Source organism: Verrucosispora sp. FIM060022, assembly GCF_003977705.1.
Taxonomy (GTDB): Bacteria; Actinomycetota; Actinomycetes; order Mycobacteriales; family Micromonosporaceae; genus Micromonospora; species Micromonospora gifhornensis.
The window spans coordinates 266,302-288,053 of sequence record NZ_RQIV01000007.1 but is presented as its reverse complement, the minus strand read 5'-3'; the positions used below and the strand labels follow the sequence as shown (position 1 = coordinate 288,053).

Sequence of the window (21,752 nt, the reverse complement as noted above, 5' to 3'; positions counted from 1 at the left end):
GAGCAAAGGTACCTTGATCCGCCGCAGCGACGGATGGGCCGCACCCCGGTCGGATCCTCCATGCCCGCCACACCCAGGCCCGGGCGGCGGACACGGCCGGACGACGTACGGGTCAGGCGCCCTGACGCTCGATCTCGACCCGCTCGATGACGACGTCCTGAAGCGGCCGGTCGCTCGGGCCGGTGGGGGTGTTGGCGATCGAGTCGACGACCTTCGCGGACTGCTCGTCGGCCACCTGACCGAAGATGGTGTGCCGGTTGTTCAGGTGCGGGGTCGGCGCGACCGTGATGAAGAACTGCGAGCCGTTGGTGCCGGGCCCGGCGTTCGCCATCGCCAGCAGGTACGGCCGGTCGAAGCGCAGTTCGGGGTGGAACTCGTCGGCGAAGTTGTAGCCCGGACCGCCGCGACCGGTGCCGGTCGGGTCACCCATCTGAATCATGAACCCGCTGATCACGCGGTGCGAGATGGTGCCGTCGTAGTACGGACCACTGCCCGGCTGGCCGGTCCGTGGGTCGGTGTACTCGCGCGTGCCCTCGGCCAGCTCGACGAAGTTGCGGACCGTCTTCGGCGCGTGGTTCGGGAAAAGCTCCAGCCGGATCGGACCGGCGTTGGTGTGCAAGGTGGCGTAGACAGCCTCAGCCACGGGTACTCCTCACTCGTTGGTCAGTTCCTTGCGGATCCTCCCATGTGCCCGATCTGGACATGCGGAGGCATCCGAAGGTGGAGGATGACAGAGGACAACTCCCAGGAGGTGGGAACGTGTTTGGATTCGCGCGGCGCAAGACCCAGGGGCAACTGGCCAGGGCCGAGCTGAACCGCGGCGTTGGTCACCTGCGTCAGGCTGCCACGCACGCGGCGAAGGGTGCCGGTGCCACTGTCGGTCCACGGGTCGAGGCGGCTCGCAGTGCCGTCATGCCAGCCACTGTCATGATCCGTGATCGCGCGTCGAGCGGTCTGGCGACGACGGCTGCGGCACTCGCGCCCCTGACCCTGGCGATGCGGCAGGCGCAGGCCGAGGCAGCCGGCAAGGCTGCTGCCGGAAAGAAGGTTGCCGCCACCAAGAAGGCGGCGGCCACCAGGAAGGTCAAGGCGAAGAACATGAAGGCGAAGAAGAAGTCCCGCCGCGGCACCATGATCGGCCTGCTCGCCGCCGGCACGGTGGCCGGTTTGGCCGGTGCGATGGCTCTGCGGCGCTACCGGGAACAGCAGGCGTGGGCCGAGTACGACCCGGGCACGACGCTTGAGCCGATGCGCGAGGAGGTGGAGACCATCGAGGTGCGTACGACCGGACCGGCCGGCGCGGGCAAGGCCTCGACCGGCGCGGGCAGTTCCGCGGTGGCCGCTGGCGACAGCGCCTCCACCACCAAGACCACCACCCCGCCCAAGCCCACCCCGACCGACAAGGTTCCCTCGGTCGCCGAGGGCGCCCGCACCACCAGCGGCCGCCCCGCCGACAATCTCACCAAGGCCGTCAACAACTCCCCCACCTCCTCCAACGGCCGCCCCTAACCCCACCTCCCACCCCGTCGATCTTGCACTTTGTGTCGCTGCATAGCGGACTTATGCCGCGAATCAGCGACCGAAACTGCAAGATCGGCGGGGAGGGGTGGGGAGGGGTGGGGAGGGAGGGCGTTAGAGCCAGTCGTTGCGGCGGAACCAGCGGTAGAGGGCCAGGGAGATGGTGAGCATCAGGGCCAGGACCACGGGGTAGCCGTAGGCGACCTTCAGTTCGGGCATGAACTCGAAGTTCATGCCGTAGATGCCGGCGATGGCGGTCCAGACGGCGGCGATGGCCGCCCAGGCGGCGATCTTGCGCATGTCGTTGTTCTGGTCGACCGTCACCTGGGCCAGACGCGCCTGGAGGATCGAGTTCAGCAGGTCGTCGTACGAGTTGACCTGCTCGACCGTACGGCTCAGGTGGTCCTGCACGTCACGGAAGTAGCGGCGTACCTCCTTGGGCACCTCGCGGTTCATCTGCGTGGTCAACGCGAGCAGCGGACGCTGCAACGGCATCACCGCGCGCTTGAACTCCACCAGTTCCCGCTTCAGCTGGTAGATCCGCTGGATCCGGCCGGTGGCCTGACGGTCGAAGACCTCGATCTCCAACACGTCCATGTCGTCCTCGAGCTGGTCGGCGACCTCCAGGTAGAGGTCGACGACCCGGTCGGTGATCGCGTACGCGACCGCCCAGGGGCCGTGCAGCAGCAGGTCCTGGCGGCTCTCCAACTCCTCCCGCACCGGTGCGAGCCGACTGGCGTCGCCGTGCCGGACGCTGATCAGGAAGTGCGGACCGATGAAGAGCATCACCTGCCCGGTCTCCACGACCTCGGAGTTCTCGGTCAACTCGGTGTGCTCGCAGTAGCGTGCCGTACGCAACACCAGGAAGCTGACCTCGCCGAAACGCTCCAGCTTGGGCCGCTGCTGGGCCTTGACGGCGTCCTCGACAGCCAGCTCGTGCAACCCGTAGCTCTCGGCGATCTCGGTCATCTCGGCCAGCTCCGGCTCGTGCAGCCCGAGCCACACGAAGCCGCTCTCCTCGCGGCGCGCCGCCGCCAGCGCCTCCGCGAAGGTCCACTCGCCGGGCTGGCGCCTACCGTCGACGTAGACGGCGCAGTCCACCACCGCGCTGCGTGGCGACTCGGCCGGAACCGTCACCGTCCGTGTTCCGTCCGGGCTGAGTCGACGTGTCATGGCGCGTACCGGTGACCAGTCGCGGGGCCGCAGTGCCCGGCCGGCGACCGCGGAGCGGGCCCGATCCTGATCCGGAGGTGACGTCCGCTGGTCGGCGGTGGAGGTGTTCCGGCCTCGCTTGATCCGATCGGTCATCACGCCCCCTCCGCACGCCCTGGTTGCGGCTTGCAGGGTACGCCGCAGCAACGATCATGGTGGCTTCGGCGACCGCCGGGGGGTGGCGCCGGACGGACCGGACCGCTACGGGGGGTGAGGCTGCGGCCCGGCCCGCCCGGCGCCATGGGGGCGGGGGTGGTGCTGCCGCGTCACCCAGGGGCGTACGGCGGCCGGCTCGCGTCGGGCATGTCCACGATGGTCGAAGCCCGGAAGGCCGCAGTACGCAGGTGAGTGACGCTCGCAGCATTGTGAGCCGCCGGTCGCCCCGAGGGGGAGCCCTGGAGCGACCGGCGTGGCCGTACTGTCAGAAATCCGACAGATTTCAGCCGCGAACCGCTTCCATCGCCTCGGCCAGCCGCCGGACACCCTCGTCGACACGATCCGCGGTGACTGCCGAATAGGCGAGCCGGAGCGCGTGCCGCCCACCGTCGATGACGAAGTCACTGCCCTTGACCACCGCGACGCCCCGCTCGGCGGCCGCCGGCGCCAGCTTCTCGACGTCGACGTCCTCCGGCAACTCGACCCAGAGGAAGTAGCCGCCGTCCGGCTCCACGAACCGGGCCTCGGGAATGTGCCGGCGCAGCGACTCGGCCAGCACCCGCGCCCGCTCGCCGAGCGCCGCCCGGACCGTCTCGATCGACCGCTCGATGTCGCCGGAGACACAGAACTGGTGCACGATCGCCTGCGCCACCATGCCGGGCGAGATGTAGAGGCTGGTCGCCTTGCTCGCGATGGCACCGATCAGGTCCGCCGGGCCGACCAGGTAGCCCACCCGTACGCCGGGGCAGACCGTCTTGGTGAAGCTGGAGGCGTGCACCACGACACCACGGGTGTCCATCGACAGCATCGACGGCAGCGGCTCACCACGGAACCGGATGTCGGCGTACGGGTCGTCCTCGAAGATCGTGAAGCCGTACTCCGCGGCCAACTCCAGCAGCTCCCGGCGCTTGTCCAGGGAGAGCGTCACACCGGCCGGGTTCTGGTAGTTCGGAATGATGTGCGCCAGCCGTGGCCGCACCCCGGACTCCAGCAGCTTGCGCAGCTCGGCAGTGTCCAGGCCGTCCGGCTGGATGGTGACTCCGTGCAGCTCGCTGCCCATCCGCTGAAGGTTCAGCAGGGTCCGGTCGTAGGTCGGCCGCTCCACCACCACGGCGTCGCCGGGGCGTACCAGGTGGTCGAAGAGGAAGGCGTCGGCCTGCAGGGAACCGTTGGTGATCAACACCTGGTCGGCCTCGACCCCGTGCTTCTCGGCGATCCACTTCCGCAACGGAAGGTAGCCGACGGAGGTACCGTACGCGGTCACCCCGGCGGGGTCGGCGTCGAACGCGCGGACGGCGGCGGCCTTGAGCCCTTCGACATCGACGATGTCCAGCGAAGGCGCGCCACGGGCGAAGGAGATCAGCTGCTCGGCGGTCATGGCTGTTCAGCGTACGTGCGGTGGCAGGGCGTACGCCGACGGCACGGCGATGTCCGCATCCTGAGCCACCGGGTCGGGTGAGCCGGGCGACCGGGAAAGGCGAGTGGGTGATCGGGAGGACGGCCGAGCAGGTCAGGACTTACCTGACGGCGGAGCCGGTCAGGCGGCCGCCGGTTCCCGTCCGGCGAACACCGGCTCGCCGGTCGACACCGGGGACACGGAGGCCAACGGCACCTGCCGGGACAGGCCCGCCACCTGCACCCCGAGCGAGGTGATCAGCTGTCCCCAGTCGAAGTAGGACCGCCAGGTGACGATCCGACCCCGCCGCACCCGGACCATGTCCACCACCTGCCAGGACACGGAGTGACCGGTCGGTGCGACAGTGCCGAACGGGGTGTGCAGCACCCCGGTGTGGGTGCCGGTGAGCCGATGCTCGACCGCCGCCCCACCGGCCGTGCGTACCGCGCCGAGTGGGTCGACCCGCAGGTCAGGAAAGGCACCCGTCCAGGTACGCAGCAGCGCCGGCAACTCGGTCGGGCGCACCGTCACGCCGGGCATGCCGTAGCTGCCGTCGACCGCGTACAACTCGGGCAGGCGGGCCACGTCCCGCCGCAGCAGCATGGCGTACTGCTGCTCGATCAACCGGTCCGCGCCACGCATCCCGTCCTCCCCACCAACCCACTCCACCCCCGACCCAACCCCCATACCCCCCACCCCACCCCACCACACCGCCCACCCCAGGCCGAGGGGGCCAGTCCGTCGATCTTGCAGTTTCGGTCGTTGATTCGCGGCTTGTACCCGTTATGCGGGGACACAAAGTGCAAGATCGCCGAGCAGGTGCCAGCAGGCGCTGGGCGGGGGCGGGGGCGGGGGTGGGGGAGGGTTAGGGTGCTGGGGTGTCGGTCGAGCCGTTGCGGTGTGCTGGGGCGCTGATCGTCGACCCGGAGGGGCGGCTGTTCTTTCAGCGTCGGTCGCCGGACCGGCGCTTGTTCCCCAACTGCTGGGACATCGTGGGTGGTCACCTCGAACCGGGCGAGACCGTCGAGGAGGCCCTGCGTCGAGAGGTCTTGGAGGAGACCGGCTGGCGGGTGGCGGAGATCCTCGGCCCGGTCGGTGAGTTCCGCTACGTCGGTGACGACGGTCTGACCCGGATCGAGTACGACTGGCTGGTCCGGGTCGACGGTGACCTGGCCGCTCCGGTGTTGGAGGCCGGCAAGCACACCGAGTACCGCTGGCTCGGTCCGGATGATGTCGACGTGCTGGACGAGCACCGCCATGTCAACGAGGGCCTGATCCGCCAGATCGCGGAACGAGCCTTCGCCCTGCTGAGGTCAACGCATTCCTGAACGACAGCGGCCGACCGGCGCACCCATGCCGCGATGGTCGCGCCCGCCAACTACCCGCTGTTCGTCGCGACGGTGCCGGCGGACTCGTGCCGCAACGGCTGGACACGCCGGCCGACCCCGGGTCGCGGCGGCTGGAGATGTTGGCCCACCTGGCAGCGGTGTCCGGCTGGGCCGACGGCAGCCCTCGGGACGGCGCTATCCTCCTCCGGTGAACGCCGTGAAGACAGAGACTGGTACCGGCATGGTCGGAATGGTGCTGGCGGCTGGCGCGGGTCGCCGGCTGCGCCCGTACACCGACACGCTGCCGAAGGCGCTGGTGCCGGTGGATGGCGAGATCACCATCCTCGACATCGCCCTGCGCAACCTGGCCGAGGTGGGACTCACGGACGTCGTGGTGGTGGTCGGGTACGCCGCGGACGCCGTCCGGGAACGACAGGCCGAGCTGGAGCGCCGGTACGGCGTCACGATCACTCTCGTGCACAACGACAAGGCCGAGGAGTGGAACAACGCGTACTCTCTCTGGCTGGCCCGGGACTGGTTCGCCCGGGGCGTGCTGCTGGTCAACGGTGACACGGTGCATCCGGTGAGCGTGGAGAAGACGCTGCTCGCCGAGCGGGGTCCCGGTGTCCTGCTGGCCATCGACAACATCAAGCCGCTGGCGGAGGAGGAGATGAAGACCACCTTCGACGCCGCCGGCCAGCTCACCCGGATCACCAAGCTGATGGACCCGGCCGAGGCGTACGGCGAGTACATCGGCGCGACGTTGATCGAGCCGCAGGTGGCCGAGCCGCTCGCCGATGCGCTGGAGGCGACCTGGCGACGCGACCCGAACCTGTACTACGAGGACGGGTACCAGGAGTTCGCCGACCGGGGTGGCGAGGTGCGGGCCGCTCCGATCGGTGACGTGTCCTGGGTCGAGGTCGACAACCACGCCGACCTGGCCCGGGCTCGGGAGATCGCGTGCCGTTACTAGCCCGTACCGTCACGACGCCGCTGTCGATCGAGGTCCGCCGTGGTGCGGTGACGGACCTCGGCGCGCTGCTCGCCGACCGGCGGATCTCCGGTGGCGGCGACGTCGCGGTGGTGGTCGGCCCCGGGCAGGGCGAGAAGATCGCCGAGATGTGCCGGCCCTCGCTCGGATCGGCCGACATCTTCACGGTCAGCGGCGGCACCGTCGACTCGGCCAACGAGTTGGGCGATCAGCTCCGCCGCCGGCACTACGACGCGGTCGTCGGCATCGGTGGCGGCAAGACGATCGACACGGCCAAGTACGCCGCCACCCGCTACGCCCTCCCGATGGTCACCGTGGCGACCAGCCTCGCCAACGACGGCATCGCCTCCCCGGTGGCCTCGCTGAGCCACGAGGGCGGCAAGGGGTCGTACGGCGTGCACATCCCGATCGCCGTCCTGGTCGACCTGGATTTCGTGGAGAACGGCCCGGATCGGCAGACCCAGGCCGGCATCGGCGACGCGGTGAGCAACCTGAGCGCCTGCGCCGACTGGGAGCTGGCCCATCAGGTACGCGACGAGCCGATCGACGGGCTGGCCCTGACGCTGGCCCGGACCGGGGCGGAGGCCCTGGTCAACCACCCCGGCAAGATCACCGACGACGCGTTCCTGACCACGTTGGCCGAGGCGCTGATCCTGGGCGGCATCTCAATGTCGGTCTGTGGTTCCAGCCGACCGGCCAGCGGCGGCGACCACGAGATCTCGCACGCCATCGACCACCTCTACCCGGGCACCGGCTCGCACGGCGAGCAGGTCGGCCTGGGTGCGCTGTTCTGCACCTTCCTCCGTGGTGACCTGGAGCGCTTCGGCCAGCTCGCCCGCTGCCTGCACCGGCACGGCCTCTCCACCCGGCCGAGCGAGTTGGGTCTCACCGACGAGCAGTTCGTCGAGGCGGTCGCCTTCGCGCCGCGTACCCGGCCGGACCGCTACACCATCCTTGAGCACCTTGCGCTGTCCGCTGACGACCTCCGTACCCGGCTGGGAGACTACGTTGACGCCCTCCGTGAGCACCTTGGCTGAGCCGTCCCACCCCACGGTCGCCGACTTCCACCGGGTGAACCGGGGCGGTGGCCTGTTCAGCGAGTCGGTCAGCCAGTGGATCGGTGCGGTCTTCGCGCTTGTCGCCCAGCGTCTCGGGCTCCGGCCGACCGCCCTGACCATCACCAACCTGGTGCTCGGGCTGGCCACCTCGGCGACCGTGGTCGCCCTCGCCGGCCCGGTCGCCGCCGGGGACGTACCGGCCTGGCTGGTCGGGCTGCTCGCCCTGGTCGGCTGGCAGGTGGCGTACGCCCTGGACTGCGCCGACGGCCAGTTGGCCCGGGTGACCGGCCAGGGCAGTGCGGCCGGCGCCCGGGTGGACGTGCTCTGTGACGTGGCGGCGCAGATCGCCCTGGTCGCCGCGTTGTCCGCGACTGCGGTGGCGCAGCGTCCCTCGACGCCGGTGTGGCTGGTGGCCGCGTTCGCCGGGAGTTGGATGGTCAACCTGGTCACCTCGGTGATGCAGTCCGGCCCGAACGCGGCAAGCATGGTCACCTCGACCTCGCTGCCCGTACGCCTGGTCAAGCTGGTCCGCGACTACGGCGCGGTGATCTTCGCCGCGGCGCTGGTCCTGGCCGTCGCCCCGGCGCTGGTGTTCTGGGTGATCGCGGCGTTCACGATCGTCAACGGCGGCTTCCTGCTCGCCAGCATCGCCTTCTCCGCCCGCGCCAGCTGGTAAGGAAGGGCACCTTCTTAACGCCTCGCGTATAGGAAGGGCCCCCTATTAACGCGTCGGGAGCCGGGCTGGTGCACCGGCTATCCCGATGCCGGGCTCCAGGGCATCCCGGTCTGATCCAAGGGCGCTGGTGGCCGGCTGCGACGACGAGACGCCGCTCCCGCTGTGCCGATTTCAAGGTGATCGACAATTGTTGACACTTCAAGCAAAGCCATGGAAGATCCCATAGACGGATATCGCTTCATGGCGAAGCTGATGTTCTCGCTCCCCACGCCACCCCACCCTTGGGAGACCTCATGCGCAAAACCGCCAAGCGGATTGCCTCGGTCCTGGCCGTCGCAGCCCTGACCACCACTCTGGCTGCCGCGCCCGCGGTCGCGAAGGAGGTGGAGCGGGAACCGTTCAAGGTGCCTGACCAGGGCCTGGTTCTCTACACCGCGAACAGCGCCTACGTGGTCGCCCGGCACACCGCAGCCGATGACCTCTGCCACCCGATGCAGGACGCGGCCACCTCCATCAGCTGGACCCCCGTGTACGCCATCGCCTACGCGAGTGACGACTGCACCGGCTACGGGTTGCAGCTCAGCGGCTGGCAGGGCTGGAGCCCCGGCGTATTCCTCTCCTACAAGCTCATTGCCTACTAGATCGACTTCGTTACGCCGTAGTGGCGGTATCCAGGCAGGTGGGATACCGCCACTACGGCGTAACAGCGTTGATCAAGAACGCGCGAGCCCCGCGTACACGGCGAGGAGTTGCTCGGTGACCACGTCGGGGTGGAAGACCCGCTCGTAGCGGGACCGGGCGGGGGCGGCGAGTGCGGCGGCGCCGGCGGCGGCCAGCGGCAGCGCGGCGGCGAGCGCCGCCGGCTCCGGCGGCACCACCCAGCCGGCCTCACCGGCCAGGACCCCGGCCGGCAGCGCGGACGCCACCCCGGAGGCACTGCCCAGACCGGCCATGCCACCGACACCACCCGGCCCGCCTGAAGCGGCGGGGCCGCCGGGGCTGGCCGGGGCGGGGGCCGAGGCGATCACCGCCGGGCCGGTGCCCGCGGGCTCGCGCGGGGTGTCCGCGCCGACCAGGTACGGAATACCACCCAGTGCCGTGCCGAGGACCGGTCGGCCGCTGGCCAACGCCTCGATGATCACCGTGGGCAGCACGTCGTGCCAGGTGGAGGTGGCCAGCACCACGGCGCTCGCGGCCAGTGCCGAGCGGACCCCGGCCCGGTCCAGCGGGCCGAGGAAGGTCACGTCGGCGCGTTCGGCCGCCGCCGCCTCGACCAGCGGACGCAACTCACCGTCACCGGCCACCCGCAGCGGCCCGAGCCCCCCGTCGGGGTGCCGACGCCACGCCTCCAGCAGCAGGCCGAGCCCCTTCTCCGGGGAGAGCCGGCCGAGGAAGAGGAAGCCCTGACCAAGCGGGGCGGGCGTACCAGGATCGGGAATGCCGTTCGGCTTCACCACGATCCGAGAGTCCGGGATGCCGTAGTCGCGCAGGTGGTCGGCGACCGCGCTGGTCAGCGCGATGAACCGGTCCACCGACTTCCAGGTGCCCCGGTGCACGGCCAGGGTGGTGGCCATCAGCGCGCTCTGCGCCCGGGACCCGCGGTAGCAGCGGTGCACCACCGCCGGCACCCCGAGCGCCCGCCCCCGGCAGTCCTGGCAGATCACCCCGTCGCGGAAGTACAGGCCCGAGGAGCAGACCTGGCGGTAGTTGTGCACCGTCTGCACCACCGGCACGCCGTGCTTGTGCGCGGTCCGCACCACCCAGGGCGAGAGCAGCGGGTACGGGTTGTGCAGGTGCAGCACGTCCGGCCGGTGCTCGGTGAGCAACTGGGACAGCTCCTGCTGGGCCCGGGGCGCATAGATCGGGGAGATCGGCAGCAGGGCCTTCGCCGTCTTCGGCATCGACGGGATCTCGTCGGAGCTGCGCAGGAAGGGCAGCACCTCCACACCGGCGGCGGTGAGCTGGGCGATCTCCGCGTCGACGATGGTGTTCTCACCGGAGGGCTGAGCTTCCCGGTACCGGTTGTGCGCCACCACGATTCTCACGGGATTCGTCTTTCGTTCACGACTGCGGGACTCGCAAGCTCATTCCTCGCGCTCACGGGAAAGAAGGCTACCGTTGGACGATGCCCGAACTACCGGAGGTGGAGGCGCTCGCGGGTTACCTGCGACAGCGCGCGGTGGGCCGCCGCGTCGAGCGGTTGGAGGCCGTCGCGATCAGCGCCCTGAAGACGTACGATCCGGCGCTGACCGCGGTCACCGGCCGGTCGGTGACCGACGCCCGCCGGCACGGCAAGTTCCTCGACGTCGTTTTCGACGGTGACCTGCACCTGATGGTGCACCTGGCGCGGGCCGGCTGGCTGCACTACCGGGAGGCGTTCGCCTCGACCGTCCCGCTCCGACCGGGCAAGGGCCCGATCGCGCTGCGGGCCCGTCTGGACGACGGTTCCGGTTTCGACCTGACCGAGGCCGGTACGCAGAAGAAGCTCGCCGTGTACCTGGTGACCGATCCGCAGGCGGTGCCCGGAGTGGCCAAGCTCGGCCCGGACGCGCTCTCAGCCGATCTGGCCGCCTTCGCCGGGGCACTGCGGAGCCGCCGGGGACAGCTCAAGGGGGTGCTCACCGATCAGGCGGTGCTGGCCGGGGTGGGCAACGCGTACTCGGACGAGATCCTGCACGCGGCGAAGCTGTCACCGTTCGCCCTGACCGACCGACTCACCGACGACCAGATGGCGACGCTGCACGCGGCCACCCGACGGGTGCTCGGCGACGCGGTCACCCGCTCACTGGGGCAGCGGGCTGCGGAACTGAAGGGTGAGAAGCGCTCCGGGCTGAAGGTGCACGCCCGTACGGGACTGCCCTGCCCGGTCTGCGGCGACACCGTGCGTGAGGTTTCCTTCGCCGATTCGAGCCTCCAGTACTGCCCGACCTGTCAGACCGGCGGCAAGCCCCTTGCTGACCGAAGGCTGTCCAGACTTGTACGGTGAGTAACGACACGCTTGACTACGGAGCGGAATCGGACGCGGGGTACGCAACCACGGTCCGGCACTCTTCCCGGGCCGCCATCCATCGGTATAGTGGCTCGGTCCCCGGCTTCCGGATGGCGTGGAGCCGGCCAGATCCCAGGCGAAAACGAATCCGTCACGCAATGTCTCTCGGGTCGGCGTCGAGGCGGAATCCGCGTGGGAAACTGGAACGGTGGGAGACTCGGGCCCTTACGGCGAGTAAGCGGTGCGGGTCATGCGGGAGGACATGGGTGAGGTGACGACAAGCCTCCAGCGCCCGGTAACCAACGAAGGCCGGAGCAGACTCGTGCGGCACGTCGACAGCTTCGAGATCCAGCCGCCGAACCCGCCGTCGCACAACGGCGTGCCCCGCTCGGCGTGGGCGCGGGCTCGACGACGCGTCTCCCGCTGGCATCGGCCGTACACCGCGATTCTGCTGCTGCTCGACTTCGCGGCGGCGGCCTTCGCCAGTTTCACCGCGATCCGCACCTTCGACCAGGCCACCGCCGGTTTCCACGAGGCCCAGAACGACCCGACCTGGTTCCACACGGTGGCTTTCCTGCTGCTGCCGCTGGGCTGGCTGACCATTCTGTGGTTCAACGGGGCCTATGACCGGCGCTGTCTCGGTCTCGGGCCGGACGAGTTCAAGCGGGTGATCCGGGCCGGCGTGGCGGTATGCGCGGCCGTGTCGTTCCTCGCCTTCGCCACCAAGACCGACCTGTCCCGGTTCACCGTCGGCACCGCCCTGCTGCTGGCCCTGCTGTTGATCCTGCTGGGCCGGATCCTGACCCGCTTCGTGCTGCACGTGATGCGCCGCAACACCCAGCAGGCGGCCCACCGGATGGTGCTGGTCGGCACCCTGCCGGAGTGCCTGGAGGTCTACACCGCGGTCACCCGCAACCCCGCCGCCGGGCTGGTGCCGGTGGCCATCCACATCACCGACGGTTACGCCGCGGCCAAGGGCGTGCAGACCCCCGTCCCGGTGTACGCCGGCCGTGACGTGCTGGCCCTGGTGCGGGAGGTCGGCGGCGACACGATCGCGGTCTGCGGCTCGGCCAGCGCCGAGCCGGGCGAGCTGCGCCGGCTGGCCTGGCAGTTGGAGGGCTCCGGCGTCGACCTGGTGGTGGCACCGCAGCTGACCGACATCGCCGGCCCCCGGGTGCACATCCGCCCGATCGAGGGCCTGCCGCTGCTGCACGTCGAGGAGCCCACTCTGTCGGGGCCGGCGCTGCTGGCCAAGAACATGATGGACCGGGTCGCCGCCGGCCTGGGCCTGCTGGCGCTGATCCCGGTCTTCATCGTCATCGCCATCGCCATCCGGATCTCCGATCCCGGTCCGGTCTTCTTCCGCCAGCCCCGGGTGGGGCACGAGGGGCGCACCTTCCGGGTGTGGAAGTTCCGCACCATGTACGTCGACGCGGAGGACCGGCTGGCCAGCCTGGTCGACCAGAACGAGACCGACGGCATGTTGTTCAAGATGAAGCAGGACCCTCGGGTCTTCCCGGTGGGTCGCTTCCTGCGTGCCTCGTCGCTTGACGAGCTGCCGCAGCTGATCAACGTGCTGATGGGCGAGATGTCCCTGGTCGGGCCGCGTCCGCTGCCCGCCGACGACGGCGACTTCCTCGGCGACGTACGCCGCCGGCTGCTGGTCCGCCCCGGGATGACCGGGCTGTGGCAGGTGTCCGGCCGCTCCGACCTGTCCTGGGACGAGGCCGTCCGACTGGACCTCTACTACGTCGACAACTGGTCGCTGGCGTACGACCTGAGCATCCTGTGGCGCACGGTGGGCGTGGTGCTGGCGCGCAAGGGCGCGTACTGAATCAGCTCTTTCCCTGCGCCACCGCAACCAGCAGGATCATCGACGTGGGTGGCAACCTCTCGGCCGGCATCGGAGTCTTGTCGCTGGTCGTCGTGCTGACCGGGGCACTGGTCGCGGTCGCTCGGCTGCGTGGCCGGCGGGGCATCGCCACGGCCAGCCAGCGGGCCACCTACGAGGTGCTGCACACCACCGGGTTGGCCGCCGAGCCGCTGCGGGCCGGGCTGAGCCCGGCGGGTGCGGCGAAGGCGGCCCGGCACCTGCGTGGCCTGGTCGGCGCGGCGGGGTTGGCGTTGACCGACACCGAGGAGGTGCTCGCCCTCGACGGGCGCGGTGCGCACCACACCGACCAGCTGCGCGCGGCGGCACAGCGAGTGGTGGCCACCGAGCGGTCCACCGTGCTGGGCGAGGCCGAGTTGTTCTGCGACCGCATCGACTGCGCGGTCCGGGGTGCGGTGGTGGCCCCGATGGCCGGCGCGGAGGGCCGGGTGGCCGGTGCCATGATCGCGGTCACCGACGGCGTGCCCGGTCCGGGCCTGGTGCAGGCGACCATGGAGACCGCCCGCTGGGCGGGCAGCCAACTCGCCCTGGCCGAGCTGGACTCGTCCCGGGAACGGCTGGCCCGCGCCGAGGTCCGGGCGCTGCGGGCGCAGATCAGCCCGCACTTCATCTACAACGCGCTGACCGCGATCGGCTCGTTCGTCCGGACCGATCCGGAGCGGGCCCGGGAGCTGATCCTGGAGTTTGCCGAGTTCACCCGCTACTCGTTCCGGGCCCACGGTGAGTTCACCACGTTGGCCGAGGAGCTTCGGTCGATCGACCGCTACCTGACAATCGAGCGGGCCCGCTTCGGCGACCGGCTTCAGGTGCGGCTGCAGATCGCCCCGGAGGTGCTGCCGGTGACCCTGCCCTTCCTCTGCCTGCAGCCGTTGGTGGAGAACGCCGTCCGGCACGGGTTGTCGCGCAAGCCCGGCACGGGCATGGTGAGCATCGAGGCGCGGGACGCGGGCGCCGAATGTCACATCACGGTGGAGGACGACGGAGTGGGGATGGATCCGGGCACACTGACCGCCGGAATCGCCGAGCTGGCCGGGGCCACCGGTGATCCGGGGGACGACCCGGGCCAGCACGTCGGCCTCTCGAACGTCGACGAACGACTCCGCTCGGTGTTCGGCAGCGACTTCGGCCTGGTGGTGGAGACGGGCGTGGGGTCGGGCACGAAGGTGAGCATGCGGGTGCCGAAGTTCCACCCCGGCGTACGGGCGCGTTCGTGACCGGCAACGGCGGTACGCCCGGCTTCCTGCGGGTGCTGGCGGTGGACGACGAACCCCCGGCCCTGGACGAGCTGGCGTACCACCTGCGTACCGACCCTCGGGTGGCTCGGCTGCACACGGCCGGCGACGCCACCGAGGCGCTGCGGGTGCTCCGCGACGACGAGGTCGACGTGATCTTCCTGGACATCCGGATGCCCGGCCTGGACGGCATGGAGCTGGCCCGGGTGTTGCGTCAGTTCGCCCGGCCACCGGCGATCGTCTTCGTCACCGCGTACGACGACGGTGCCGCGGACGCCTTCGACCTGGGCGCCACCGACTACGTCCGCAAGCCGGTACGCGCGGAGCGGCTCGCCGAGGCGCTGCGTCGAGTCGTCGGGTCACGGGTGCTGCCGTCGCATCCGGCGGCCCTGGCCCGCGCCGAGGAGGACCCGACGATCCCCGTCGAGCTGGCCGGCTCCACCCGGATGCTGCCCCGCTCCGCCGTGCGTTGGGTGGAGGCGCAGGGCGACTACGCCCGGCTGCACACCACAGAAGGTTCGCACCTGGTGCGGGTGTCCCTGGCGACGCTCGCCGAGCGGTGGGCCGACGCCGGGTTCGTCCGGATCCACCGGTCCTACCTGGTGCAGTTGCGGCTGATCGCCGAGCTTCGACTTGTCAATTCCGGCTACGTGGTCGTGGTCGACGACGCGGAGCTGCCGGTGAGTCGGCGGCACACCCGGGAGTTGAAGGACAAGCTGGTCCGAGCCGCGAAGCAGGAATGGAGCCGCTGAGCGTCCACACCCTTGTCCACAGGGTCAGCGGGTTGTCCACAGGTTGTCCACAGCCGCTTGACATTCCCGTCGGGCGGACGAGACTGCCGGGGTGGCCGCCGAGGATTCACCACCGGCACCCCGCCGACCCGAGCCAGCCGGGACCGCCGCGCCGCCGCCCCGGGCTGCGGAGCCGCTTCAGGCTGCATCGCCGCCCCGGGCTGGGGAGGCGCCCCGGGCTGAGGAGCCGCTTCAGGCTGGGGAGCTGGCTGCCGCGCAGCTGCGCGGGTCGGGGCCGGCTGCACGTACCCGGGTGGTGTTGGCCGAGGTCTCGGGCCGACGACAGCGGGCCGGCGGTGCCCGTACCGAGTTGACCCAGCAGACCCGGGTCGGCGAGACGCTGATCCGCGGCCTGGTACGCGCCCAGCTCGCGCTGGCCCTGCAACTGTCGGCGGTGGTCCTGGTCGGGCTGGGTGGACTGCCCTGGCTGTTCGCCATCGCCCCCTCGGTGGGCCGGATGACAGTGCTCGGTGTCAACCTGCCCTGGCTGCTGCTCGCCGTGCTCTCCTTCCCGTTCCTGGTCGCGGTCGGCTGGACGTACGTACGGCTGGCCGAACGCAACGAGCAGGACTTCACCGACCTGGTCCAGCGGCCGGAGCGTTGAGGTGACAAACGACCTCGTCGTACCGGCGATCGTGGCGGTCACCCTGGCCACCCTCGGGATCGGCTTCTACGGGCTGCGGCTGGCCCGCACCACCTCCGACTTCCTGGTCGCCTCGCGGGTGGTCAGCCCGACCTGGAACGCCGCCGCGATCGGCGGCGAGTACCTGTCGGCGGCCAGCTTCCTCGGTGTCGCCGGGCTGATCCTCAAGTACGGCGTGGACGTGCTCTGGTATCCGGTCGGCTTCGCGGCCGGCTACCTGGCCCTGCTGCTCTTCGTCGCCGCGCCGCTGCGCCGCTCCGGCGCCTTCACCCTGCCCGACTTCTGCGAACTGCGGCTGGGCTCCCGTCGCCTGCGCACGCTGGCCACCGTCTTCGTGATCTTCATCGGCTGGCTCTACCTGGTGCCCCAGTTGCAGGGCGCCGGGCTGACGCTGGCCACCCTGGCCGGTTCCCCGTACCCGGTGGGTGCCCTGGTGGTGGCGGTGGTGGTGACCGCCAACGTGGCGCTGGGCGGGATGCGGGCGGTCACCTTCGTGCAGGCGTTCCAGTACTGGCTGAAGTTGACCGCGCTGGCCGTGCCCGCGATTTTTCTGGCGCTTCAGTGGCAGGCCGACGGGCGGCCGGCGGTGACCCCGCCCGACGGGCCGACCTTCCGAACCGCGACCACAGTCGTTGTCGAACATCGCGCCGTCCTGACCCTGCCGGACGGGCAGAGCCGCCAGGTGAACCCCGGCGACGAGTTGACCTTCGCCGCCGGCGAGCCGGTGCCCGAGGTGTCCGGGGTCGCCACCAGCGCGACCGACTGGTTGCTGCCCAGCACCGCCGGCTCGGACGACCGGGGGCTGTTCGCCACGTACTCCCTCATTCTGGCCACCTTCCTGGGCACCATGGGGCTGCCGCACGTGCTGGTCCGCTTCTACACCAACCCGGACGGCACCGCGGCCCGCCGGACCACGCTTGTCGTGCTGGCCCTGGTCGGGGTCTTCTATCTGCTGCCCACCATCTACGGCGTGCTGGGTCGGATCTACACCCCACAACTGCTGGTCAGTGGCCAGACCGACGCGGTGGTGGTGCTGCTGCCCGAGGCGGCGCTCGGTGCCGGGACCACCGGTCGACTGCTGGCCGCCCTGGTCGCCGCCGGGGCATTCGCGGCCTTCCTCTCCACCTCGTCCGGGCTGCTCACCAGCGTCGCCGGGGTGATCTCCACGGATGTGCTGGGCCGTGGCTCGGTACGCGGCTTCCGGCTCGCCACGGTGATCGCCGGTGGGGTGCCACTGATCCTCGCGCTGAACGTCTCCGGACTCGACGTCTCACAGGTGGTCGGGCTGGCCTTCGCCGTCGCCGCGTCCAGCTTCTGCCCGCTGCTGGTGCTCGGCATCTGGTGGCGTGGGCTCACCGACGCGGGCGCGGCCGCCGGGATCCTGGTCGGCGGCGGCGCGGCGGTGTCGGCGGTGCTGATCACCGTGCTCGGGCCGCCGCTGAGCGGCTGGCCGGCCACCCTCACCGCGCAGCCGGCCGCCTGGACGGTGCCGCTGGCCTTCACGGTGATGGTCGCGGTCTCGCTCGCCACCCGTGGCCGTACCCCCGCCGACACCGGCCGCACCATGCTCCGCCTACACGCCCCCGACAGCCTCCGGCTGTGAAAGGAAGGGCACCTTATTAACGCCTCGTGTAGAGCAAGGGCCCCTTGTTAACACTCGCAGCGGATGACGCCTACGACTGTGGGATGAGTCAAGCTCAGCCTGGTGGCTCAGGGTGCGCTGGCCGCCACCGGATACGGTCTGTCACATGACTGGCGAGTACCCTGCGTTGGCGCTACGTGGCCTGGCCAAACGATTTGACAGCAAGGTCGCCGTGGCCGGGGTGAACCTGGACGTACCGGCGGGCTCGTTCTACGGGCTGCTCGGCCCCAACGGCGCGGGCAAGACCACCACCCTGTCGATGGCCGTCGGGCTGCTGCGACCGGACGCCGGCAGCGCGTGGGTGCTCGGGCGCGACGTGTGGGCCGACCCGGTCGAGGCGAAACGGCTGTTCGGGGTGATGCCCGACGGCGTACGGCTGTTCGACCGGCTCAGCGGCGCCGAACTGCTGGCGTACCACGGATTGCTGCGGGGCATGGACCCGGCGGTCGTCGACCAGCGCGCGGCGGAGCTGATCGACGTGCTCGCCCTCTCCGATGCCGGCCGCACCCTGGTGGTGGACTACTCGGCCGGCATGAAGAAGAAGATCGGCCTCGCCTGCGCCCTGCTGCACGGACCCCGGCTGCTGGTGCTGGACGAGCCCTTCGAGGCGGTCGACCCGGTCTCGGCGGCGCTGATCCGCGACATCCTCCAGCGGTACGTCACCGGCGGCGGGACGGTGATCTTCTCCAGTCACGTCATGGAGGTCGTGCAGCGCCTCTGCTCGCACGTGGCGATCCTCGCCGAGGGCACCATCAAGCGGGTGGGCACCCTGGAGGAGGTACGCGGGGAGCGCTCGCTGGAGGAGGTCTTCGTCGAGGTGGTCGGCGGGCGTACGGCAACCGGCGAGGAGTTGTCGTGGCTGTCCCGGTGACCGACCCGGCCAGCCGCGTACACCCGGTCAAGGCGCGGCACTTCGTCCGGCTCAAGCTGCGGGTGATCGGCAACAACTTCCGGGGCCAGGCCTGGCGGGCCGTGCTGTTCGTGATCGGCTCGCTGGTCGGGCTCTGGCTCGCAGCCACCGCCTTCTTCGGCCTGGCAGCCCCCGGGTTCGCCGGCGAGGACCGGTACGCGCTGCTGGTCGCCGCGTTCGCCGGCGGCCTGACGGTGCTCGGCTGGCTGCTGCTGCCCCTGGTCTTCTTCGGCGTCGACGAGACCCTCGACCCGGCCCGCTTCGCGTTGCTGCCGCTGTCCCGCCGGACCCTGGTCACCGGGCTGTTCGCCGCGGCGCTGGTGAGCGTGCCCACGGTCGCCGTACTGGTGGCGCTCTCCGGGCTGGTGGTCACCGCCGGGGTGTTCGGTGGCTGGCCCGCAGCCGCGGTGGCCGTTCTCGGAGTGATCTCCGGACTGCTGCTCTGCGTCGCCGCCGCACGGGCGATGACCAGCGCCTTCGCCAGCATGCTCCGATCCCGCCGGGTACGCGACCTGGCGGCCGTCCTGCTCGCGGTGGCCGCCGCGTTGCTCGGTCCGTTGCAGCTGGCCGGTCTCGCCGCGATCCGGGACACCGACTGGGACCGGCTCACCGGTGTGGCGACCGTGATCGGCTGGACACCGTTCGGCGCACCCTGGACCGCCGGCATCGACGTGGCGCAGGGCCGAGCCTGGGCGGCACCGCTGAAACTCCTGATCACCGTCGTGACGATCGTCGCGCTGCTGGCCTGGTGGTCGCGCTCGTTGGAGTCGGCGATGATCGGTACGGCCAGCACCGGGCCGTCCAAGGGCAAGCCGGAGGTCAGTGGCGGCGCGGTGGCCCAGCTGTTCCCACAGGCGGCCGGCTGGCTGCGCCGGGACCGCTTCGGCGCGCTGGTCGCCCGGGAGGCCCGCTACTGGTGGCGGGACGCCCGACGGCGGGCGAACCTGATCACCATCGCGGTGGTCGGCCTCTTCGTGCCGGTCATGGTCAACGTGGGTGGGCAGGGCTTCAGCATCGACAGCGAGCAGGGCTTCAGCCTCCCCTCCGACACCTCACCGCTGCTGGTCAGTCTCTCCATGCTCTTCGTCGGGTTGCTGGCCGCGATGACCCTGGCCAACCAGTTCGGTTTCGACGGCAGCGCGTACGCGGCCAACGTGATCGCCGGCGTGCCCGGCCGCCTGGAGTTGCGCGCCCGGATGGTCGCCTTCTCGCTCTACGTGCTGCCCATGCTGGTCCTCGTGGCCGTGGTGATGGCGTTGATCCTCGGCGAGCCGACCTGGGTGGGCTTCATGGCCGGCACCCTGATCGCCACCTTCGGCGCCGGGCTGGCGGTCAACTCGTTCGTGTCCGTCCTCGCCGCCTACTCGCTGCCCGAGACGAGCAACCCGTTCGCGATGAACAGCGGCGCCGGGGTGACCAAGAGCCTGCTGGCCCTGGTGGCCATGGTCGCCACCGCCGCGACCGGCCTACCCACGGTGATCGCCGCCGCGCTGCTCGGCGACGCCTGGCTCTGGTTGGGTCTGCCCCTGGGCATCCTCTACGGCGTCGGCGTGGCGCTGCTCGGTTCTTACCTGGCCGGTGACGCCCTGGACCGTCGCCAGCCCGAACTGCTGACCGCCGTCACCCCGCGCCGCTGACCATCCGCGGCCGATCGCGGCTCGCGGCTCGGCGGTCGCTGGTCTGGGGTCGCTGGTTTGGGGTCGCTGGTCGCGGCTCACGGGCCGGCGGTCGCGGGGTGACGGCCGGCGGTCACGGGGCATGCTGCTCGGGGATGCGGGGTGCACCGTTGCGGTGGCCGCGGGAGCGCAGGGCGGCCCGCACCTCGGCGACGAAGCCGTCGAAGTCCTCGCGGAGGCGCTTCGCAGTCAGGTGCAGGACGATCCAGTCACCGCCGACCACCGGCTTGAGCCGTCGGCGATCCGCGTCGAACTGCGCCGGGTCGTCGTGCCAGAGGCCGTCGTACTCGATCGCCACCCGATAGTCCGGCCAAGCAAGATCGAGACGGGCGAGGAACCGACCCTGGGCCGACACCACCCATTGGGTACGCGGACGCGGCAGCCCGGCCAACACGAGCCGAACCCGAGCACGGGACTCCTGCGGCGACTCGGCCCCGGCATCCGCCAGGTCGACCGCGACACGCGGGCCCTCACGGCCCCATAGAGGCATGGCCTCGATGCAGGATCGCGCTCGATGCGGGAGCCCGCTCCACCGCCTGGGCGACCCAACGAACAAGCGCCCTCGCACGTCCCGCAGGGGATTACCTCCAGCAAGATCGCGCTCGACGTGGGAACAAGTGCCCTCGCAGGCCCCGTAGAGGGGTTATCTCGAACAAGGTCACGCTCGATCTGTGATCGAGTGGTTCCGTGCTGGCAACCAGACCACTCGATCCCAGATCGAGCGTGACCTTGTCGGATCGGGCCTTGCTGCGACCCCGCGTTCACCCCCGCCGGGCCGCTAAGCGGCACCCGCGCACGGCGAGTTGGCGTATTCAGCCCTGTTCCGGCCTCTTGCACGCGCCGGTGGGCCGCGACACCGGGCCGAGCTCTATCAGCGGTTCGTCGGCTGGGCGCGGGCACGCGGGCAGGCCGGGCGGGTCACAATGTTTCACGTGAATCCAGAGCCGGGCGCCCAGATCCACCACAGCGATCCGTTCGCCGTACCGGCCGACAAGCGTTCGCCCGTACGCCGGTTTCGGGGTCGGCTCGCCGCGCCGGTGACGCTGTGGACGGCGCCGGGGCCGGCGGGTTTGACGGTTTCGTCGACGTTGGTGGCCGACGGTGATCCCGGGCGGTTGCTCGGCCTGATCGACGCGGAGTCGGATCTCTGGGCGGCGGTCGAGGAGGCGGGTCGGTTCGCCGTGGCACCGTTGAGCCCGGGGCACCGACAGCTCGCCGACCGGTTCGCCGGTCTGTTCCCGTCCCCTGGCGGCCTGTTCGCCATCGACAGCTGGGCCGAGACGCCCTACGGGCCGGTGCCTGCCGACGGCGGCGGTTGGGCCGGTTGCCGGCTTGACGGCGCGCGGGAGTACGGCTGGAGCCTGCTGGTCGAGGCGACCATCGAGCGGGTGGAGCTGACGGACGACGGTGGGCCGCTGCTGCACCACCGTGGCCGCTACCACGAGCTGGGCTGATCCCGCCGAGCCACCACCGTCGCACCCGAGCTACAACCACCTGCCCGCTGCCGCGCGGTTACCGGTCAGCGGTGTGATCCAGGTCATTGAGCGCAGCAGCGCGGCCGTTCGGCGCAGCCGTCGACCGGCACCGATATTGCCTCTTCTCCGGCGGGGAGCGCGCTTTCTACCGTGCGCGAAACTCCTGAC

21 protein-coding genes are annotated in these 21,752 nt (G+C 70.7%); 15 read left to right on the top strand and 6 right to left on the bottom strand.

All coding sequences use genetic code 11. The features are described 5' to 3' along the window. Positions 1–112: 112 nt before the first annotated feature. Complete coding sequence (locus tag EG812_RS20395; RefSeq protein ID WP_013736494.1) at positions 113–643, bottom strand: peptidylprolyl isomerase; 531 nt, start codon at positions 641–643, stop codon at positions 113–115. Between the two features lie 59 nt (positions 644–702). Between EG812_RS20395 and EG812_RS20390 the strand changes: the two genes are divergently transcribed. Continuing rightward, complete coding sequence (locus tag EG812_RS20390) at positions 703–1,509, top strand: hypothetical protein (RefSeq protein ID WP_043726069.1); 807 nt, start codon at positions 703–705, stop codon at positions 1,507–1,509. Between the two features lie 123 nt (positions 1,510–1,632). On the opposite strand, the gene corA is transcribed toward EG812_RS20390, so the two are convergent. The 3 genes from corA to EG812_RS20375 all read right to left on the bottom strand — a co-directional run bounded on the left by corA (position 1,633) and on the right by EG812_RS20375 (position 4,924). Further along, complete coding sequence (gene corA / locus EG812_RS20385) at positions 1,633–2,691, bottom strand: magnesium/cobalt transporter CorA (protein WP_431883091.1); 1,059 nt, start codon at positions 2,689–2,691, stop codon at positions 1,633–1,635. A gap of 478 nt (positions 2,692–3,169) precedes the next feature. Further along, positions 3,170–4,264 carry an aminotransferase-like domain-containing protein gene (locus EG812_RS20380; RefSeq protein WP_126712475.1) on the bottom strand — a complete coding sequence of 365 codons (1,095 nt, stop codon included), beginning with the start codon at positions 4,262–4,264 and terminating at the stop codon, positions 3,170–3,172. Positions 4,265–4,423: 159 nt separating this feature from the next. Next, a complete protein-coding gene (locus EG812_RS20375) occupies positions 4,424–4,924 on the bottom strand; it encodes an ester cyclase (RefSeq protein WP_126712474.1) in 501 nt (166 codons plus the stop codon). A gap of 236 nt (positions 4,925–5,160) precedes the next feature. On the opposite strand from EG812_RS20375, the gene EG812_RS20370 reads away from it, so the two are divergent. The 5 genes from EG812_RS20370 (at position 5,161) to EG812_RS20350 (ending at position 8,976) form a co-directional block, all read left to right on the top strand. Continuing rightward, the gene (locus EG812_RS20370; protein ID WP_013736499.1) at positions 5,161–5,610 is read left to right on the top strand and encodes an NUDIX domain-containing protein; all 450 of its coding nucleotides are present in this window, start codon (positions 5,161–5,163) and stop codon (positions 5,608–5,610) included. Between the two features lie 241 nt (positions 5,611–5,851). Then, positions 5,852–6,583 carry a phosphocholine cytidylyltransferase family protein gene (locus EG812_RS20365; RefSeq protein ID WP_043726079.1) on the top strand — a complete coding sequence of 244 codons (732 nt, stop codon included), beginning with the start codon at positions 5,852–5,854 and terminating at the stop codon, positions 6,581–6,583. Further along, positions 6,571–7,638, top strand: coding sequence for an iron-containing alcohol dehydrogenase family protein (locus EG812_RS20360; RefSeq protein ID WP_043722342.1), 1,068 nt, complete (start codon positions 6,571–6,573; stop codon positions 7,636–7,638). The genes EG812_RS20365 and EG812_RS20360 overlap by 13 nt, the downstream gene beginning before the upstream one ends. Further along, positions 7,622–8,335, top strand: coding sequence for a CDP-alcohol phosphatidyltransferase family protein (locus tag EG812_RS20355; protein WP_013736503.1), 714 nt, complete (start codon positions 7,622–7,624; stop codon positions 8,333–8,335). The genes EG812_RS20360 and EG812_RS20355 overlap by 17 nt, the downstream gene beginning before the upstream one ends. A gap of 293 nt (positions 8,336–8,628) precedes the next feature. Beyond that, positions 8,629–8,976 carry a hypothetical protein gene (locus EG812_RS20350; protein ID WP_126712473.1) on the top strand — a complete coding sequence of 116 codons (348 nt, stop codon included), beginning with the start codon at positions 8,629–8,631 and terminating at the stop codon, positions 8,974–8,976. A 72-nt stretch (positions 8,977–9,048) separates the two neighbouring features. Here the strand turns inward: EG812_RS20350 and EG812_RS20345 are convergent, their stop codons facing one another. Then, complete coding sequence (locus EG812_RS20345; protein ID WP_126712472.1) at positions 9,049–10,380, bottom strand: glycosyltransferase family 4 protein; 1,332 nt, start codon at positions 10,378–10,380, stop codon at positions 9,049–9,051. An 80-nt stretch (positions 10,381–10,460) separates the two neighbouring features. Between EG812_RS20345 and EG812_RS20340 the strand changes: the two genes are divergently transcribed. From EG812_RS20340 to EG812_RS20305, 8 genes are all read left to right on the top strand, one after another. Then, positions 10,461–11,321, top strand: coding sequence for an Fpg/Nei family DNA glycosylase (locus EG812_RS20340; protein ID WP_126712471.1), 861 nt, complete (start codon positions 10,461–10,463; stop codon positions 11,319–11,321). A gap of 265 nt (positions 11,322–11,586) precedes the next feature. Next, positions 11,587–13,158: a sugar transferase gene (locus tag EG812_RS20335; RefSeq protein ID WP_050814664.1), complete on the top strand. Its 1,572-nt coding sequence runs from the start codon at positions 11,587–11,589 to the stop codon at positions 13,156–13,158. 44 nt (positions 13,159–13,202) lie between these two features. Then, positions 13,203–14,429, top strand: coding sequence for a sensor histidine kinase (locus tag EG812_RS20330; RefSeq protein WP_013736508.1), 1,227 nt, complete (start codon positions 13,203–13,205; stop codon positions 14,427–14,429). Further along, a complete protein-coding gene (locus EG812_RS20325) occupies positions 14,426–15,199 on the top strand; it encodes a LytR/AlgR family response regulator transcription factor (protein ID WP_013736509.1) in 774 nt (257 codons plus the stop codon). Before EG812_RS20330 ends, EG812_RS20325 begins: the two co-directional genes overlap by 4 nt. Before the next feature lie 244 nt (positions 15,200–15,443). Beyond that, complete coding sequence (locus tag EG812_RS20320; protein ID WP_050814807.1) at positions 15,444–15,842, top strand: hypothetical protein; 399 nt, start codon at positions 15,444–15,446, stop codon at positions 15,840–15,842. 1 nt (position 15,843) lies between these two features. Beyond that, complete coding sequence (locus EG812_RS20315) at positions 15,844–17,484, top strand: sodium/solute symporter (RefSeq protein ID WP_013736511.1); 1,641 nt, start codon at positions 15,844–15,846, stop codon at positions 17,482–17,484. 145 nt (positions 17,485–17,629) lie between these two features. Then, positions 17,630–18,394, top strand: a complete 765-nt coding sequence (locus EG812_RS20310; RefSeq protein WP_013736512.1) for an ABC transporter ATP-binding protein — start codon at positions 17,630–17,632, stop codon at positions 18,392–18,394. Beyond that, positions 18,379–20,070 (top strand): ABC transporter permease, encoded by a 1,692-nt coding sequence (locus EG812_RS20305; RefSeq protein WP_126712470.1) that lies wholly within the window; start codon positions 18,379–18,381, stop codon positions 20,068–20,070. Before EG812_RS20310 ends, EG812_RS20305 begins: the two co-directional genes overlap by 16 nt. 112 nt (positions 20,071–20,182) lie before the next feature. Here the strand turns inward: EG812_RS20305 and EG812_RS20300 are convergent, their stop codons facing one another. After that, the gene (locus EG812_RS20300; protein WP_050814665.1) at positions 20,183–20,599 is read right to left on the bottom strand and encodes an endonuclease domain-containing protein; all 417 of its coding nucleotides are present in this window, start codon (positions 20,597–20,599) and stop codon (positions 20,183–20,185) included. 328 nt (positions 20,600–20,927) lie between these two features. Here EG812_RS20300 and EG812_RS20295 point away from each other — a divergent pair, with 328 nt between their 5' ends. Beyond that, positions 20,928–21,563: a flavin reductase family protein gene (locus tag EG812_RS20295; RefSeq protein ID WP_233579555.1), complete on the top strand. Its 636-nt coding sequence runs from the start codon at positions 20,928–20,930 to the stop codon at positions 21,561–21,563. Positions 21,564–21,752: the final 189 nt, after the last annotated feature.